This window comes from Arthrobacter sp. B3I4, assembly GCF_030816855.1.
GTDB lineage: Bacteria > Actinomycetota > Actinomycetes > Actinomycetales > Micrococcaceae > Arthrobacter.
Genome location: NZ_JAUSYK010000001.1, coordinates 1,542,087 through 1,560,226 on the forward strand (window position 1 = coordinate 1,542,087; position 18,140 = coordinate 1,560,226).

The 18,140-nt window shown below is 64.8% G+C and carries 12 protein-coding genes; 10 read left to right on the top strand and 2 right to left on the bottom strand.

Annotation, left to right across the window (positions count from 1 at the left end; all coding sequences use genetic code 11):
• The first annotated feature begins 102 nt into the window (after nt 1–102).
• The 8 genes from nusG (at nt 103) to QFZ61_RS07315 (ending at nt 8,223) form a co-directional block, all read left to right on the top strand.
• Nucleotides 103–972 (top strand): transcription termination/antitermination protein NusG, encoded by an 870-nt coding sequence (gene nusG / locus QFZ61_RS07280; protein WP_307034694.1) that lies wholly within the window; start codon nt 103–105, stop codon nt 970–972.
• Nucleotides 973–1,102: 130 nt separating this feature from the next.
• The gene (gene rplK, locus QFZ61_RS07285; RefSeq protein WP_003803853.1) at nt 1,103–1,534 is read left to right on the top strand and encodes a 50S ribosomal protein L11; all 432 of its coding nucleotides are present in this window, start codon (nt 1,103–1,105) and stop codon (nt 1,532–1,534) included.
• A 126-nt stretch (nt 1,535–1,660) separates the two neighbouring features.
• The gene (gene rplA / locus QFZ61_RS07290) at nt 1,661–2,368 is read left to right on the top strand and encodes a 50S ribosomal protein L1 (RefSeq protein WP_307034697.1); all 708 of its coding nucleotides are present in this window, start codon (nt 1,661–1,663) and stop codon (nt 2,366–2,368) included.
• 97 nt (nt 2,369–2,465) lie between these two features.
• Entirely contained in the window at nt 2,466–3,590 is a 1,125-nt protein-coding gene (locus QFZ61_RS07295) for a GNAT family N-acetyltransferase (protein ID WP_307034698.1), read from the top strand.
• A 129-nt stretch (nt 3,591–3,719) separates the two neighbouring features.
• Nucleotides 3,720–4,829 (top strand): GNAT family N-acetyltransferase, encoded by a 1,110-nt coding sequence (locus tag QFZ61_RS07300; protein WP_307038047.1) that lies wholly within the window; start codon nt 3,720–3,722, stop codon nt 4,827–4,829.
• Between the two features lie 292 nt (nt 4,830–5,121).
• Nucleotides 5,122–5,718, top strand: a complete 597-nt coding sequence (gene rplJ / locus QFZ61_RS07305) for a 50S ribosomal protein L10 (RefSeq protein ID WP_307034701.1) — start codon at nt 5,122–5,124, stop codon at nt 5,716–5,718.
• A gap of 75 nt (nt 5,719–5,793) precedes the next feature.
• Nucleotides 5,794–6,168 carry a 50S ribosomal protein L7/L12 gene (rplL, locus tag QFZ61_RS07310; RefSeq protein ID WP_307034703.1) on the top strand — a complete coding sequence of 125 codons (375 nt, stop codon included), beginning with the start codon at nt 5,794–5,796 and terminating at the stop codon, nt 6,166–6,168.
• 213 nt (nt 6,169–6,381) lie between these two features.
• Entirely contained in the window at nt 6,382–8,223 is a 1,842-nt protein-coding gene (locus tag QFZ61_RS07315; protein WP_307034705.1) for a bifunctional UDP-sugar hydrolase/5'-nucleotidase, read from the top strand.
• Between the two features lie 140 nt (nt 8,224–8,363).
• Here QFZ61_RS07315 and QFZ61_RS07320 read toward each other — a convergent pair whose 3' ends face one another.
• Together QFZ61_RS07320 and QFZ61_RS07325 are read right to left on the bottom strand one after the other, a co-directional pair.
• Nucleotides 8,364–8,876, bottom strand: a complete 513-nt coding sequence (locus QFZ61_RS07320; RefSeq protein WP_307034707.1) for an aminoacyl-tRNA deacylase — start codon at nt 8,874–8,876, stop codon at nt 8,364–8,366.
• Nucleotides 8,876–10,075 carry an acetyl-CoA C-acetyltransferase gene (locus QFZ61_RS07325; protein WP_307034709.1) on the bottom strand — a complete coding sequence of 400 codons (1,200 nt, stop codon included), beginning with the start codon at nt 10,073–10,075 and terminating at the stop codon, nt 8,876–8,878. Before QFZ61_RS07325 ends, QFZ61_RS07320 begins: the two co-directional genes overlap by 1 nt.
• A gap of 379 nt (nt 10,076–10,454) precedes the next feature.
• On the opposite strand from QFZ61_RS07325, the gene rpoB reads away from it, so the two are divergent.
• Entirely contained in the window at nt 10,455–13,970 is a 3,516-nt protein-coding gene (rpoB, locus tag QFZ61_RS07330) for a DNA-directed RNA polymerase subunit beta (RefSeq protein ID WP_307034711.1), read from the top strand.
• 105 nt (nt 13,971–14,075) lie between these two features.
• On the top strand, nt 14,076–17,975 hold the full coding sequence (locus QFZ61_RS07335) for a DNA-directed RNA polymerase subunit beta' (RefSeq protein ID WP_307034713.1): 3,900 nt from the start codon (nt 14,076–14,078) through the stop codon (nt 17,973–17,975).
• The last annotated feature ends 165 nt before the right edge of the window (nt 17,976–18,140 follow it).

Below are 18,140 nucleotides of genomic sequence, written 5' to 3' on the forward strand. Positions count from 1 at the left end.
GTCCGCAGACCGCGTGGTTCTCCGCCAGCCGGAGCTTCCACGGGGTGTGCGGAATTGAGTCATTTAAATGCATGTTAAGGCAATGAGGAAGCAGGAGACCAAGTGTCTGAGCAGGAGCTCGAGGTAACTGAGACTGAGCTGGATAAGAGCCAGGACGCCGCGGTGGAAGCCACGGAAGAGTCCGAGGCTGTGTCTGCTGCGCCCGAATCCGACGTCGACGACGAGGCCGTAGCGGCCGCCGAGGCCGACGGCGAGGCGGTTTCCGACGACGAATCCGACGCCGTCTCCGCTGACGAGACCGTATCCGCTGACGAGGCCGGGACCGAAGAAGAGGGCGACGCCCTCGCCGCCGCAGCTGCTACGGCCGAAGCCGATCCCGCTGACGAGTTCAAGGCCAAGCTCCGCCGCCAGGAGGGTGACTGGTACGTCATCCACTCCTACGCCGGTTACGAAAACCGCGTCAAAGCCAACCTTGAGACCCGCATCCAGACTCTGGACATGGAAGATTACATCTTCGAGATCCAGGTGCCGATGGAGGAAGTCGTTGAGATCAAGAACGCTCAGCGCAAGGTCATCAACCGGGTCCGCATCCCCGGCTACGTGCTGGTCCGGATGGATCTGACCGACGCGTCGTGGGGCGCCGTCCGCCACACCCCGGGTGTTACAGGCTTCGTGGGCAACGCCCACAACCCCGTGCCGCTCCGCCTCGACGAGGTCTTCTCCATGCTGGCCCCGGTATTCGAGGGCGAGCAGGCAGAGAAGGGCAAGCCGGTCAACAAGCAGAACCAGGCTCCCGTGGCGGTGGACTTCGAAATCGGCGAGTCGGTCATCGTCAAGGAGGGCCCCTTCGAGACCCTTCCGGCCACCATCTCCGAGATCAAGGTCGATTCGCAGACGCTCGTGGTGCTGGTCTCCATCTTCGAACGCGAAACCCCGGTCACGCTCGCGTTCAACCAGGTCAGCAAGATCTAGCTGTACCCACAGAATTCGCCCCGGGCTGCCTGCTTAGCAGCCTTGGAGCGGGCGGCCGCCTCGCCATGGCGGCCAACAACCTGAGACACGCTCCTGTGTCCCAGGACGTAATTGAGAGAAGGACCCTACATTGGCTCCCAAGAAGAAGGTCACCGGCCTCATCAAGCTGCAGATCCAGGCAGGTGCCGCTAACCCGGCCCCGCCGATCGGTCCTGCGCTTGGCCAGCACGGTGTCAACATCATGGAATTCTGCAAGGCGTACAACGCTGCGACGGAAGCCCAGCGCGGCAACGTTATCCCGGTTGAAATCACCGTCTACGAGGACCGCTCGTTCACGTTCATCACCAAGACCCCGCCGGCTGCAGAGCTGATCAAGAAGGCTGCAGGCGTCGCCAAGGGTTCGGCTACCCCGCACACCGTCAAGGTTGCCAAGCTGACCCAGGCCCAGGTTAACGAGATCGCCTCCACCAAGATGGAAGACCTCAACGCCACCAGCCTGGAAGGCGCCGCCAAGATCATCGCCGGCACCGCCCGCTCCATGGGTATCACCGTCGAAGGCTAATAGCCTTTCCGCCGGGCAACCGGCACCACCTAAACATTGAACTGTCGGGAATCCCGTGTGGAGATCCGACTGTGGCAGGGCCCAGCGCGGTCCGCAGACCACAACTGCACAAGGAGAAATAGCAGCATGGCAAAGCGCAGCAAAGCATATGAGGCAGCCGCCGCCAAGATCGACGCGGAGAAGTTCTACGCGCCGTTCGAGGCAGTGACCCTCGCCAAGGACACCAACCCGTCCAAGTTCGACGCGACCGTTGAGGTTGCGTTCCGCCTCGGCGTTGACCCGCGCAAGGCTGACCAGATGGTCCGCGGCACGGTCAACCTGCCCCACGGCACCGGCAAGGTTGCCCGCGTCCTGGTCTTCGCCACGGGCGACAAGGCAGAGGCCGCAGTCGCAGCCGGCGCCGACTTCGTGGGTTCCGATGACCTGATCGAAAAGATCTCCGGCGGCTGGACCGACTTCGACGCCGCCGTCGCAACCCCTGACCTCATGGGCAAGGTTGGCCGCCTCGGTAAGGTGCTGGGCCCGCGTAACCTGATGCCGAACCCGAAGACCGGCACCGTGACCGCTGACGTCACCAAGGCTGTCAACGACATCAAGGGCGGCAAGATCGACTTCCGCGTCGACAAGCACTCGAACCTGCACTTCATCATTGGCAAGGTTTCCTTCGACGCCGTGAAGCTGGCCGAGAACTACGCAGCCGCACTGGAAGAGGTCCTCCGCCTCAAGCCGTCCGCTTCCAAGGGCCGCTACATCCAGAAGGCAACCGTGGCCACCACGTTCGGCCCGGGCATCTCGGTTGACCCCAACGTCACCAAGGTTCTGACCGAGGTCTAATCCCCTCCAGCAGCACAGAACCCGCAGCACAGAAAAGACCGTCCCGCATCAGCGGGGCGGTCTTTTTTGCATTCGGGGCGGCGGCTAGGCTGACCCGGTGACTAACGCTCCCTACCGCATCGAACCCCTCAACCTGCCCGCTAACCTCGGCGACCCCGACGCCGGGGACTTCCTCGAACACAGTGACTTGTGCGACGCGCTGGCGCTGGAGGCGTCGGGCAGCCTGGACCGCACAACGACGGCGCAGGCGCGCTTGCGCTTCTGGCAGGACGACGCGTACACGCAGACGAGAATCCACTTTGTCCGCGTCGACGGCCGGATGGCAGCGAGGTCATCGGTCCGCTTCGGACAACGGGAGAACCTCGACCGTGCCGGGCTGCACGTCGCGGTGCTGGCGGACTACGCCGGCCGCGGCATCGGACGGGCGCTGCTGCACCACGCCGAGGCGGCCGCCGCTGCGCTGGGCCGCAGCGTCTTCTTGACTTCAACCCAGCACCGCGCGGACTTCGACCCAGCCGCGCCCGAGGTGGTGAAACCTGCCACTGGTGCCGGTGCCCTGCCTGCCAAGGCCCGCGGGGTACGCTTCGCCGCGGCGGCCGGGTACCGGCTGGAACAGGTGGAACGGTACAGCCGGCTGGACGTCGCGGCGGCAAAGCCCCGCCTGGACGGCCTGGAGGCAGAGGCCCGCACCAAAGCAGGCGGCTATGAACTGCTGACCTGGACAGACCGCTGCCCGGACGAATATGCGGCCCAACTGGCGGTCCTGATGTCGCGGATGAGCACCGACGCCCCCAGTGGCGGCATCAGTTACGAGCAGGAGATCTGGGATGTCGCCCGCGTCCGGCACGTCGAAGATACGTGGAAGCGCGCCGGCAACATCTCTCTCGTGGCCGCCGCCCGGCACCGGGACAGCGGCCAGCTGGCTGCCTACTCGGTGCTGGAGCTGGCACCCGGCAAGCCGTGGCTGGCCGAGCAGGACGACACCCTGGTCGCCGCCGCCCATCGCGGCCACCGCCTGGGCATGCTGGTCAAAATCGCCAACCTCCGGCGCCTGGCCGACTACCCCGCCGTCGAACGGGTAACGACCTTTAACGCCGCCGAAAACGACCACATGCTGGCCATCAACGTCGCGCTCGGCTTCGAACCCGCCGGCTGGGACGGTGAGTGGCAGCGAACCGCCGCAGCAGACGGCACGGCTGCGACGAAGGCAGCTCCCGAGTAACCGGCCAGGTCAGGGAACCGTGCCAGCGGCCCATGGAATGCAGGGCCAATCGGGCATATGCTGACCCTTGACGCCGGGCACGAGCCGAGCCCGGCAGGGGGCGGCAGGACGGCTGGAGACATGCCCGCTATGGCAAACGAGGTCAGGGTCGAGCAGCTCTGGATCCCGGATTCGTTGGACGGACCGGATGCAGCAGATTTCCTCGCCGCCGTCGAGGTGGCGCGCAAAGTCCGGATGCAGACCTGGGGGAGCGATGACCTTGCCTACGCCCCGCTCGAAAAACTCCTGGAGATGGCAGACCCCTACGAACGCCAGGTCATCCTGGTCGCCAAGATCGACGGCGAGATCGTGGGCACGGCGGACATCGCCCTGCCGCTGGCTGACAACCTCGACCTGGCCGAGCTCGCCCTGGATATCCTGCCGGAATTCCAGCACCGCGGCGTGGGCCGGCAGTTGCTGGAGGCCGCGGAACGGTTCGCCCTCGACGAGGGCAGACGGACCATCCTGATCGATACGAACCATCCGGGCGTGACCCTCGCGGACAGCCAGGCCGGGCAGCTGATTCCCGGCACGGGGCTCGGCTTCGTTCCCCTGAACAGCCGGGAGGTGGAGTTTGCCCAGCGCACCGGATATACCCTGCAACACATCGAACAGTTCAGCTCCTGCACTCTGCCGCTGGACAGCAAGCTCGTCGCCGATCTGCAGGCCGAGGCGGAGGAAGCCAACGCCGGGCGGTACCGGCTGCACCACTGGACCGACCGCTGTCCGGAACAGTGGCTTGAGGCAGTGGCGGCGCTGGAAAACAGTGCAGGGGAAGACGGAATCCCGGGGCAAGACGACGGGGATCTGGTGTTCGACGCCGGCATCCTGCGCGGAGCTGAGGAAGTTGCCATCGCGCAGGGACGCCGGACGGTGGTCACTGCCGTCGAGGAGATCGCCAGCGGCTCCCTAGTGGGGCTGACGACTATCAGTGTTCTGGCGCTGCGACCCGACGTCGTTTTCCAGGACGACACGCTCGTCCTGCGGGCGCACCGCGGTAACAAGCTGGGCCTGCTGATCAAGGTCGCCAACATGGAGCGGCTCAGTGAACAGTTCCCGGATGCGCGGGTGCTCTACACCTGGAGCGCCCCGGAAAACCGCTACCTGCTGACGGTCAACCAGAAGCTGGGCTTCACCACCGCCGGCGTGACGGGCATCTGGCAAAAGGAGCTGCCAGACTTCAGGCCCAGCGTCAGCTGAACCGATTTGGTGGGCGGGGGCTCCTTCCCGTAAGCTTGGAGGACCAAAGACCGTCGGTTGTTGGATATCCACTCTCCCAAGCAAGGCTCACTTCTGCAGTCACGCCGGGAGACCCAGTGGATCTCCGGACGAAGGACCCTGAACATAGGGCGGCCGGCGCAGGTGAACGAAGCAAAGCTCCGCGGCACGTCCGCGTTGAGACAAGCCCCGTGCATCTGCGCGGGGCGTTTTTCGTTTTAGCTCTCTTGAGCGGGGACCCGGACAAACCGGCACTATCCCCGGAAGGAGGGTTATGGCAACGCCTAGCAAGGTTTCAGCAGTAGCTGAGATCACTAACGATTTCAAGGAATCGAACGCCGCTGTCCTGACCGAATACCGCGGGCTCACCGTTGCACAGCTCAAGCAGCTGCGTGTTTCTCTCGGCCAGGAAACCAAGTTCTCGGTCGTCAAGAACACCCTTACCGCCATTGCAGCCAAGGAAGCCGGCGTCGAAGCATTCGACGGCCAGCTTGCCGGTCCCACTGCAATCGCGTTCATCAAGGGTGACGCAGTTGCCGCTGCCAAGAGCCTGACGGATTTTGCCAAGGCCAACAAGCAGCTGGTCATCAAGACCGGTTACTTCGAGGGCAAGGCACTGAACGCCAGCGAAGTTGCTGCCCTGGCAGCACTCGAGTCCCGCGAGCTGCAGCTCGCCAAGGTTGCCGGCGTCCTCAAGGCCCCTGCTGCCGCTGCTGCACGCATCATCGACGCACTGCGCCTCAAGCTTGAAGAGGAGAACGGTGCACCGGCAGCTGCCGAAGCACCCGCCGCTGAAGAAGCCCCCGCCGCAGAAGCACCCGCAGCAGAAGCCGAGGCTCCGGCCGAAGCCGCAGCTCCCGAAGAGAACTAACTCTCTTTCAAACCAGACTCCGGTGTGAAGTCGCGGCCCCGGCCGCCAAGCACCACTATAGGAAGGACGCCAACCATGGCGAAGCTCACCAACGAAGAGCTCATTGAAGCTTTCAAGGAACTGACCATCATCGAGCTCTCCGAGTTCGTCAAGCTCTTCGAAGAGACCTTCGAAGTTACCGCTGCTGCTGTTGCTGTTGCTGGCCCCGCCGGCGGCGCAGCTGAAGAGGTTGAAGAGAAGACTGACTTCGACGTCGTCCTCGAATCTGCTGGCGAAAAGAAGATCGCAGTGATCAAGGAAGTTCGCGCCATCACCTCCCTCGGCCTCAAGGAAGCCAAGGACCTGGTTGACAGCGCACCGAAGGCTGTTCTCGAAGGCGCCACCAAGGAAGCTGCTGAGAAGGCAAAGGAGCAGCTCGAAGCTGCCGGCGCCACCGTTACCCTCAAGTAACACTCGCAGCCCGGGAGGCACTCAGCTTTCCAGCTCCGGGAAAACCCCGTCCACTCCGGTGGGCGGGGTTTTCCTGCGTCCGGGCCCGGGTTGCGGGGCAGCTTCCGATGAACCTTCCGTAAACGGTTGTGGGCTCTCCTTTTCAGGACGCGGCCGTGCCCCTAGACTTTGGCTTTGTGCCGACCGGCCGCCGAATTCTGAGGAGCCCACTCAATGACTGATCCGAACCCTTCGCTCTCCCGTCGCGCCATGCTCACCGCGGCCTTCGTCGGCGGAAGCGCCGCTGCCGCCGCATTCTCCGGCGCCCCGGCGGCACAGGCTGCGCCGGGCGGGCAGGCCAGCGCAAAGAAGCAGTTCACGTTGACCGTGCTGGGGACCACCGACCTGCACAACAACGTCTTCAACTGGGACTACTTCAAGGACGCCGCCTACTCGGACAATGCGGGCAACAAGATCGGCATTGCGCAGGCCTCCACGCTGATCAAGGCCGTCCGGGCGGAGCGCGGTGCCGCCAACACGCTCACCATCGACTCCGGCGACACCATCCAGGGCACGCCGCTGGCCTACTACTTCGCCAAGATCAACCCGATCTCCGACAGCGTCAAGCACCCCATGGCGCTGGCCATGAACGCTGTTGGCTACGACGCTGTCGCCCTCGGCAACCACGAATTCAACTACGGCATCCCGATGCTGCGGACCTGGGAAAAGCAGCTCGACTTCCCGCTGCTCGGCGCCAACGTGCACGACGCCGGCACCGGCCAGCACGCCTTCACCCCGTACATCCTCAAGCGGGTCAAAACCGAGAACGGCTGGCTGACCGTCGGGCTCGTGGGATTCGTGACCCCCGGCTGCGCACTCTGGGACCGCGACAACGTCCAGGGCAAGCTCGACTTCAACGGCATCGTGGAGGAAGCCAAAACCGTCATCCCGCAGATGAAGGCGGCCGGCGCCGACGTCGTCATCGTTTCCAGCCACTCCGGGGCGACGCCGGGCTCCTCGTACGGCGATGCGCTGCCCTTCGCGGAAAACGCGTCCACCCAGCTCGCCGAGGAGGTTCCGGGGATCGACGCCATCCTGGTCGGGCACGCCCACCTGGAGATCCCGGAGCGCTTCGTCACCAATAAGGCCACCGGCCGGCAGGTGCTCCTGACCGAGCCGCTGAAATGGGGCATGCGCGTCGCCGTGATCGACCTGGCCCTGGTCAAGGACCAGGGCCGGTGGAGCGTCGCTTCCGCGCATTCCCACCTCCTGGACGCCAAGACGGTCGAGGCCGACCCCGCCGTCGTCAGCGCGGTGCAGGCAGGCCACGAGGCAACCGTCAAGTACGTCAACCAGGTGATCGGAACGTCCACCGCGCCGCTCAGCACGGCGGACGCGTGCTGGTCCGACTCCGCGGCGATCGACGCCATCAACTACGTGCAGGCCAGCACCATCAAGGCCGAACTTGCCAACGGCCCGGCTGCCGGCCTGCCGGTGCTCTCCATCGCTGCGGCTTTCTCCCGCTCGGTGGACGTCAAGGCCGGGCCGCTGACCATCAGGGATGTGGCCGGGCTGTACATCTTCGACAACACCCTGCTGTCCATCAAGGTCACCGGCGCCCAGGTCAAGGCCTACCTCGAATGGTCCGCGCAGTACTTCAAGCCGGTCTCCGGCACGACGGCGCGCGCGGCGGACGTCACGAACGCCGCCACCGCGCTGGCGCCCAACGGCACGCCGGACTACAACTACGACGTCGTCTACGGACTGGATGCGCCGCTGGACTATGAGATCGACCTGGCCCGGCCGGTGGGGGACCGGATCGCAAACCTCACCTACGGCGGCTCGCCGCTGGCGGCGGACAAGGAATTCGCGCTGGCTATCAACAACTACCGGCAAAGCGGCGGCGGCAACTTCCCGGCCGTCAAGACGGCGCCGGTGCTTTCCAACAGCCAGCAGGAGATCCGGCAGCGCATCATCGACTACGTCGTGGACCGCGGCACCCTGGACTCGGCCGTCTTCAGCCAGAGCAACTGGCGGCTGACGGTCGACGGCGCTCCGCTGACCGTCACCGCCTGACCCCGTCCCCCGCCATCGGCTGCTCCGTAACTGCCGTTTTCAGCCCGGATAACGGCAGTTACGGAGCGGCGGATGGGTCTTAACCCGGACGTGCCAATTCGGAGGGAGGCCAGCGGTGTTAGCCCGGCTGTGCGGTACGGCTAGGCAGGGTCGGTGATATCGGCGACGACGGCGCCGAGGGCCGCGGTGAGGGCATCGGCGTCGACGAAAGCGCTGTAGCCGTGCTCCCCGGCGCCCATTGAGATCCGCCGTCCGGTGACGGTGCTGTCGGCGTAGACCGGCCATGCGGACGTGCTGCCGAGCGGGGTGATCGTCCCGCGCTCATAGCCCGTGGCGGCCAGCGCCACCTCGGCACTGGGCAGCGAGAGCTTGTTGACACCGACCAGCTGGCGGAGCTTGGGCCAGGAAATCTGGCGGTCGCCTGGTACCAGCGCGAACAGGAAGCTGCCGTCCTTGTGCTTGACGACCAGGGACTTGACGATGTCGGCGGGCCGAATGCCGAGGATGCCGGCGGCCTCCGCCAGGCTGCAGGCTGCCCGGCGCTGCACCAGTTCCACCGTAAGCCCGCGGGCGGCGGCGTCGGCCAGGAAACGCTCCCGGCCGGCGCCGTCCGCCGTCTGCTCTCCGGTCAGTCGGGGTCCGGGGATGCTCATCAGTCGCGGTAGAGGAGCAGGGCCTCGCCCTGTCCGCCGCCACCGCACAGCGAGACCGCGGCTTTACCGGTGCCGCGCCGCTTCAGCTCGTGCGCTGCGTGCAGCGCCAGCCGCGCTCCGGAGGCGCCGATCGGATGGCCCAGGGCGATGGCCCCGCCGTGGATGTTGCACTGCTCCAGCGGGTAGTCCAGATCCTTGAGGGACTGCACCGCCACGGAACCGAACGCCTCGTTGATCTCAATGAAGTCGAGGTCCGCGGTGGTCCAGCCGGCCTTCTCCAGCGCGCTCTTGATTGCGTTGGAAGGCTGCGAGTGCAGCGAGTTGTCCGGCCCCGCCACCTGGCCCGGCTTGCCGACCACGGCGAGGTACTCCAGGCCCTGTTCCTCGGCGAACTTCCGCGAGGTCAGGACCAGGGCGGCCGCCCCGTCGGAGAGCGGGGAGGAGTTGCCGGCGGTGATGGTGCCGTCGGTGGCGAACGCTGCCCGCAGCCCGGCCAGCGAGGACACGCTGGTGTCCGGCCGGACGCCCTCGTCGGTTGCCACCGTGATCGGCTCGCCCTTGCGCTGCTTGACGCTGATCGGGGCGATCTCGCCGTCGAAGACCCCGTCCTTCCCTGCGGTGGCGGCGCGCTGGTGCGAGGCCGCAGCCACCTCGTCCTGAGAGGTGCGGTCGATGCCCAGGGTGACGTTCTTGGTTTCCGTGGACAGGCCCATCGACTGGCCGTCGAAAGCGTCAGTGAGGCCGTCGTGGGCCGCGACATCGAGTGCCTGCACCGAACCGTACGTCCAGCCCTGCCGCGAGCCCGGGAGCAGATGCGGTGCCCGGCTCATGGACTCCTGGCCGCCGGCAACGACGACGGTCGCGTCGCCGCTGCGGATCATCCGGGCGGCGTCGATCACGGCAGTGAGGCCCGAGAGGCAGACCTTGTTGATGGTGACGGTGGGGACGTTCCAGCCGATTCCGGCGCCGATGGCGCTCTGCCGGGCAGGGTTCTGCCCGGCACCGGCCTGCAGGACCTGCCCCATGATGACCGAGTCAACCTGGGCCGGGCTCACTCCGCTGGCGGCGAGGGCTGCGCGGATCGCATGGGTGCCCAGCTCGACGGCGGTGAAGCTGGCCAGCTGCCCGTTGAGCCGGCCCTGCGGGGTGCGGGCGGCGGCTAGGATGACAACATCGTTGTTGTCCGCGGAGTTGCTCATGGTTATCTCTTCCGTTCATCCAATGATGTAATCCAAGGTTATCGTGAGCGGTGTCACGCGGCCATCCGGCACCGCGACCGCAGCCGTCCGGGCGGCGGGGGCGGTGCTTGCAATCGCGTCCGAAGTGGGGTAGACAAGTAGGTTGCTTTGCCGTATCGTAGATATTTGCGTCTTCCCTGTTTACCTTCAGCCTTCATATAGCGGTGGGCTTAGCCTGACAGCTGCGCCATCAATGTGCCGTCTACAACGTGCACCAGCATGGACAGTGCGGGTCCCGGGTCATATAGCGGAACCGGACTGGTAGCACTGCGGAGTCACTTCGCAGCCTGCATAACGGGGGAGATCTGAAAACGCCTGAAGGTCTGTGGAAGGATCCCTCTTGGTCGCCTCGAGCACCTCTAATGTAAACAACGCTACCGCTATCAATGCCGACAGCACCGACGGTGCAACCCGCCGGCTGTCCTTCGCAAAGATTCACGAACCGCTTGACGTTCCGAATCTGCTTGCCCTGCAAACCGACAGCTTTGACTGGCTGGTCGGAAACGAACGCTGGCAGGCACGCGTTGCGAAGGCCGTCGAAGAAGGCGACCTCAGTGTCGCCACGACGTCGGGTCTGTCTGACATCTTCGAAGAGATCTCCCCGATCGAGGACTTCCAGGGCACCATGTCCCTGAGCTTCTCCGAGCCGGAGTTCGCTGATCCGAAGTACACCATGGCTGAGTGCAAGGACCGGGATGCCACGTACTCGGCTCCGCTGTACGTCAAGGCCGAATTCATGAACAACAACACGGGCGAAATCAAGCAGCAGACCGTGTTCATGGGTGACTTCCCGCTGATGACCGAGAAGGGCACCTTCGTCGTCAACGGCACCGAGCGTGTCGTCGTGTCCCAGCTGGTCCGTTCCCCGGGCGCCTACTTCGAGCGCACCGCGGACAAGACGAGCGACAAGGACATCTTCACCGCGAAGATCATCCCGTCCCGCGGCGCCTGGTTCGAACTTGAAATCGACAAGCGCGACCAGGTCGGCGTCCGCCTCGACCGCAAGCGCAAGCAGTCCGTCACGGTGCTGCTGAAGGCCCTCGGCTGGACCGAAGGCCAGATCCTCGAAGAGTTCGGCCAGTACGACTCCATGCGCGCCACGCTGGAGAAGGACGCGACCGAAACCCGCGAAGACGCTTTGCTGGACATCTACCGGAAGCTGCGACCGGGCGAGCCGCCCACCGTCGAGGCTGCCCAGTCCCTGCTGGACAACCTGTACTTCAACTCCAAGCGCTACGATCTGGCCAAGGTCGGCCGCTACAAGATCAACCGCAAGCTCGGCATCGACCGCTCCCTTGGCGACAAGGAAGCATCCGTGCTGCACGTTGAAGACATCGTTGCCATGATCAAGTTCCTGGTAGCCCTGCACGCCGGTGAGAAGACCCTCATGGGCAAGCGTGACGGCCAGGACCACGAACTGCGCGTCGAAATCGATGACATCGACCACTTCGGCAACCGCCGTATCCGCGCCGTTGGCGAGCTCATCGAGAACCAGGTCCGCACCGGCCTGTCCCGCATGGAGCGCGTCGTCCGCGAGCGGATGACGACCCAGGACGTCGAGGCGATCACGCCGCAGACCCTGATCAACATCCGCCCCGTCGTGGCCGCGATCAAGGAGTTCTTCGGAACGTCCCAGCTCTCGCAGTTCATGGACCAGAACAACCCGCTTTCGGGTCTGACCCACAAGCGCCGCCTGTCCGCGCTTGGCCCGGGTGGTCTGTCCCGTGACCGTGCCGGCATGGAAGTCCGTGACGTCCACCCGTCGCACTACGGACGTATGTGCCCGATCGAAACCCCTGAAGGCCCGAACATCGGCCTGATCGGTTCGCTGGCCTCCTACGGCCGGATCAACCCGTTCGGCTTCATCGAGACCCCGTACCGCCTGGTCTCCGAAGGCGTCGTATCCGACGAGGTCCAGTACCTTACGGCCGACGACGAAATCGACGTTCTGATCGCGCAGGCCAACGCCCCGCTCGATGAGAACAAGAAGTTCGCCGAAGAGACCGTGCTGGTCCGTGCCCGCGGCGGTGGAGGCGAGCCCGTGCTGGTTCCGGCCGCCGACGTCGAGTTCATGGACGTCTCCCCGCGCCAGATGGTGTCCGTGGCAACCGCCCTGATCCCGTTCCTCGAGCATGACGATGCCAACCGTGCACTCATGGGTGCCAACATGCAGCGTCAGGCCGTGCCGCTGGTCCGCTCCGAGGCGCCGTTCGTCGGCACCGGCATGGAGCGCGCCGCCGCCGTCGACGCCGGTGACGTTGTCATCGCGAAGAAGGCCGGTGTGGTCAGCGAGGTTTCCGCCGAGCTCGTCATCATGCTCAACGACGACGGCACCGAAACCAACTACAAGATCAACAAGTTTGCCCGGTCCAACCAGGGCAACTGCTACAACCACCGCGTCCTGGTGAACGAAGGCCAGCGCCTGGAAGTTGGCGGCATCATTGCCGACGGCCCGGCAACGGACCAGGGCGAACTCGCCCTCGGTAAGAACCTGCTCGTGGCATTCATGTCATGGGAAGGCCACAACTTCGAGGATGCCATCATCCTGTCGCAGCGGATCGTGGCCGAGGACGTCCTGTCCTCGATCCACATCGAGGAGCACGAGATCGACGCCCGCGACACCAAGCTTGGTGCCGAGGAAATCACCCGTGACATCCCGAACGTGTCCGAGGAAGTCCTTGCGGGCCTGGACGAGCGCGGCATCATCCACATCGGTGCCGAGGTCGAAGCCGGCGACATCCTGGTTGGCAAGGTCACCCCCAAGGGCGAGACCGAACTGACTCCGGAAGAGCGTCTGCTGCGCGCCATCTTCGGTGAGAAGTCCCGCGAAGTGCGTGACACCTCCCTGAAGGTTCCGCACGGCGAGTCCGGCACCGTCATCGGCGTCCGCGTCTTCGACCGCGACAACGACGACGAGCTGCCCCCGGGTGTGAACCAGCTGGTGCGCGTCTACGTGGCCGCCAAGCGCAAGATCACCGACGGCGACAAGCTCGCCGGCCGCCACGGCAACAAGGGTGTTATCTCCAAGATCCTGCCGATCGAGGACATGCCCTTCCTTGCCGACGGCACCCCCGTTGATATCGTCCTGAACCCGCTGGGTGTTCCGGGCCGTATGAACGTCGGCCAGGTGCTCGAAACGCACCTCGGCTGGGTTGCCAAGACCGGCTGGAAGATCGAAGGCGAGCCCGAGTGGGTCAAGCAGCTGCCGAACCTGCCGCGCGAGAGTGGTTCCACCACTGTTGCAACGCCGGTCTTCGACGGTGCCCGTGAAGAGGAAATCACCGGCCTGCTGGACTCCACCAACGTCACCCGCGACGGCGACCGCCTGATCAACTCCTCGGGCAAGACCCGCCTGTTTGACGGCCGCTCCGGCGAGCCGTTCCCGGATCCGATCTCGGTCGGCTACATGTACATCCTGAAGCTCCACCACCTGGTGGACGACAAGATCCACGCGCGCTCCACCGGCCCGTACTCCATGATCACGCAGCAGCCGCTGGGTGGTAAGGCACAGTTCGGTGGCCAGCGCTTCGGTGAGATGGAAGTGTGGGCGCTCGAAGCTTACGGCGCCGCCTACACGCTCCAGGAGCTCCTCACGATCAAGTCGGATGATATCCACGGTCGTGTGAAGGTCTACGAAGCCATCGTCAAGGGCGAGAACATCCCGGAGCCGGGTGTCCCTGAGTCCTTCAAGGTCTTGATCAAGGAAATGCAGTCGCTGTGCCTGAACGTGGAAGTGCTTTCCACGGACGGAACCACAATTGAAATGCGTGACTCTGATGACGCAGTCTTCACGGCTGCGGAAGAACTGGGCATCGATCTGTCTCGTGCAGAGCCCAGTTCCGTAGAAGAGGTTTAGCAGGGAGTCCACGACGGCGGGCCCGCGCCCGCCGTCGTGGACGACCTCCCTCTTCCCGTAACCCAAGACTTCAGAATTTAGAGAACAAGAGAGAACAGGGACCATATGTCCAGCGAATCCTCCTTCGGCCTCATGCAGATCGGCCTCGCCACCGCGGAAGACATCCGTGGCTGGTCTTACGGCGAGGTTAAGAAGCCGGAAACCATCAACTACCGCACGCTCAAGCCCGAGAAGGACGGCCTCTTCTGCGAGAAGATCTTCGGCCCGTCCCGCGACTGGGAATGCTACTGCGGCAAGTACAAGCGCGTGCGCTTCAAGGGCATCATCTGCGAGCGGTGTGGCGTTGAGGTCACCCGTGCCAAGGTGCGCCGTGAGCGCATGGGCCACATCGAGCTGGCCGCCCCGGTCACGCACATCTGGTACTTCAAGGGTGTTCCGTCCCGCCTGGGCTACCTCCTTGACCTGGCGCCGAAGGACCTTGAGAAGGTCATCTACTTCGCCGCCTACATGATCACCAGCGTTGACGCTGATGCCCGCCACGAGGAACTGCCCAACCTGCAGGTTGAGCACGACATCGAGAAGAAGCAGCTGATCGACAACCGCGACTCCGACATCGCCACGATCGCCCGTGACCTCGAAAACGAGATCGCGCGCCTCGAAGGTGAAGGTGCCAAGGCTGCCGACAAGAAGAAGGCCCGCGACTCAGCCGACCGCCAGATGGCCAACGTCCGCAAGCGCGCGGACGCTGAGATCGAGCGTCTTGAGCAGGTCTGGGACCGCTTCAAGAACCTCAAGGTCGCTGACCTTGAAGGCGACGAGGGCCTGTACCGCGAACTGCGTGACCGCTACGGCATGTACTTCGAAGGCTCCATGGGTGCCGAGGCCATCAAGAAGCGTCTTGAAGGCTTTGACATGCAGGCCGAGTCGGATCTGCTGCGCGACATCATCGCCAACGGCAAGGGCCAGCGCAAGACCCGCGCCCTGAAGCGGCTCAAGGTGGTCAACGCGTTCCTGACCACCAACAACAGCCCGCTCGGCATGGTGCTGGACGCCGTCCCGGTGATCCCGCCGGAACTGCGCCCGATGGTCCAGCTGGACGGCGGCCGCTTCGCGACCTCGGACCTCAACGACCTGTACCGCCGCGTGATCAACCGCAACAACCGCCTCAAGCGCTTGCTTGACCTCGGTGCCCCGGAGATCATTGTCAACAACGAGAAGCGCATGCTTCAGGAAGCTGTTGACAGCCTCTTCGACAACGGCCGCCGCGGCCGTCCGGTCACCGGACCGGGCAACCGTCCGCTGAAGTCCCTGAGCGACATGCTCAAGGGCAAGCAGGGCCGTTTCCGCCAGAACCTCCTCGGCAAGCGCGTCGACTACTCCGGCCGTTCGGTCATCGTCGTCGGCCCGCAGCTGAAGCTGCACCAGTGCGGCCTGCCCAAGCAGATGGCCCTGGAGCTCTTCAAGCCGTTCGTGATGAAGCGCCTGGTTGACCTCAACCACGCCCAGAACATCAAGTCGGCCAAGCGGATGGTCGAGCGCTACCGTCCGCAGGTCTGGGACGTGCTGGAAGAGATCATCACCGAACACCCGGTGCTGCTGAACCGTGCACCCACCCTGCACCGCCTCGGCATCCAGGCGTTCGAGCCGCAGCTCGTCGAAGGCAAGGCCATCCAGCTCCACCCGCTGGTTTGCGGCGCCTTCAACGCTGACTTCGACGGCGACCAGATGGCAGTGCACCTGCCGCTGAGCCCCGAAGCGCAGGCCGAAGCCCGGATCCTGATGCTGTCCTCGAACAACATCCTGAAGCCGTCCGACGGCCGCCCGGTGACGCTGCCTTCGCAGGATATGATCATCGGTCTTTACCACCTGACCACCAAGCGTGTCGGTTCAGCTGGCGAAGGCCGGATCTTCTCCTCCGTTTCGGAAGCCATCATGGCGTTCGACCTGCACGAGCTGCACCTGAACTCCAAGGTCAAGATCCGGCTCGAGGGCTTCGTGCCCTACGCCGGCTGGGAAGCTCCCGAGGGCTGGGAACAGGGTCAGACCGCACTGGTCGAAACCTCCCTGGGCCAGGTCATCTTCAACCAGACGCTGCCGGCCGACTACCCGTGGGTTGAGGCTGTTGCCGACAAGGGCGAACTGTCCCGCATCGTCAACGACCTTGCCGAGCGCTACCCGAAGGTCGTCACGGCGGCAACGCTGGACAACCTGAAGGATGCCGGCTTCTACTGGGCAACCCGCTCGGGCGTCACGGTCGCCATCTCCGACATCGAGGTCCCGGCCTCCAAGCCGGAACTCCTCGCCGGCTACGAGACCATGGCAGCGAAGATCCAGGGCCAGTACGACAAGGGCCTGATCGACGACGACGAGCGTCGCCAGGAACTGATCGAGATCTGGAACAAGGCCACCAACGAAATCGCCCAGGCGATGCGTGACAGCCTCTCGCCGATGAACACCATCAACCGCATGGTGTCCTCCGGTGCCCGTGGTAACTGGATGCAGGTCCGCCAGATCGCGGGTATCCGCGGCCTGGTGGCCAACCCTAAGGGTGAGATCATCCCGCGTCCGATCAAGTCCTCCTACCGCGAGGGCCTGTCGGTGCTGGAATACTTCATCGCCACCCACGGTGCCCGTAAGGGTCTGGCCGACACCGCCCTGCGTACCGCCAACTCGGGTTACCTGACCCGCCGTCTGGTGGACGTTTCGCAGGACGTCATCGTCCGTGAAGAGGACTGCGGCACCGAACGCGGCCTCGTCACCCCGATCGCCGTGGCTGACGCCAACGGCGAGCTGGTCCTGGACGAGAACGTCGAGAACAGCGCCTACGCCCGCACCCTGGCTGTCGACGTCGTCGACGCCAAGGGCACGGTGCTGGCTGCTGCCGGCACTGACTGCGGCGACGTCGTCATTGCCGACCTCTTCGCGGCCGGCATCACCGAGGTCAAGGTCCGCTCCGTGCTCACCTGTGAGTCCAGCGTCGGAACCTGCGCCCTGTGCTACGGCCGCTCGCTGGCCACCGGCAAGACCGTGGACATCGGCGAAGCCGTAGGCATCATCGCCGCACAGTCCATCGGTGAGCCGGGTACCCAGCTGACCATGCGTACGTTCCACACCGGTGGTGCTGTTTCCGCCGGCGGCGGCGACGACATCACCCAGGGTCTGCCCCGTATCCAGGAGCTCTTCGAAGCCCGCACTCCGAAGGGTGTCGCGCCGATTGCGGAAGCAGCCGGCCGCATCACCATCGAAGAGTCCGAGCGGCAGATGCGCCTGGTCATCACCCCGGATGACGGTACCGAAGAGATCGCCTACCCGGTGCTGCGCCGGTCCCGTCTTCTGATCGAAGACGGCGACCACGTCAGCGTCGGCCAGAAGCTCATCAACGGTCCGGTCGACCCCAAGCAGGTGCTGCGCATCATGGGCCCCCGTGCCGCGCAGAAGTTCCTGGTGGACGAAGTCCAGGGCGTGTACCGCAGCCAGGGCATCGGTATCCACGACAAGCACGTCGAGGTTATCGTCCGCCAGATGCTGCGCCGCGTCACGGTCATCGAGTCCGGTGAATCGGATCTGCTGCCCGGCGAGCTCGCCGAGCGCAGCCGCTTCGAAGACGCGAACCGCCGCGTAGTGTCCGAGGGCAAGACGCCGGCCTCCGGCCGTCCCGAGCTCATGGGTATCACCAAGGCGTCCCTGGCGACCGAGTCCTGGCTGTCCGCAGCTTCCTTCCAGGAGACCACCCGCGTCCTGACGCAGGCGGCCATGGAAGGCAAGAGCGATCCGCTGCTCGGCCTCAAGGAAAACGTCATCATCGGTAAGCTCATCCCGGCCGGCACGGGTCTCCCGCGCTACACCGAGGTCACGGTGGAACCGACTGAAGAAGCAAAGGCCAACCTGTTCACCGGCCCGAGCGCGTTCAGCGACTTCTCCTACGACTCCCTGGGCGGCGACGGGGCTCCTGAGTTCCACGCCATCCCGCTGGATGACTACGACCTGGGCAGCGACTTCCGCTAACAACGGCGCCGCACAAAGGGATGGTCCCGCACCGGAAGGTGCGGGACCATCCCCTTTTAACCCGTTGGACGGCGCCGATTAAGGGCTGGAGCCTCCGCGTGTTAGACTTGAGACTAATTGTTATTGTGGCAGTGGATGAGAGCGCCGGTTCGGTAGACAGCCTAG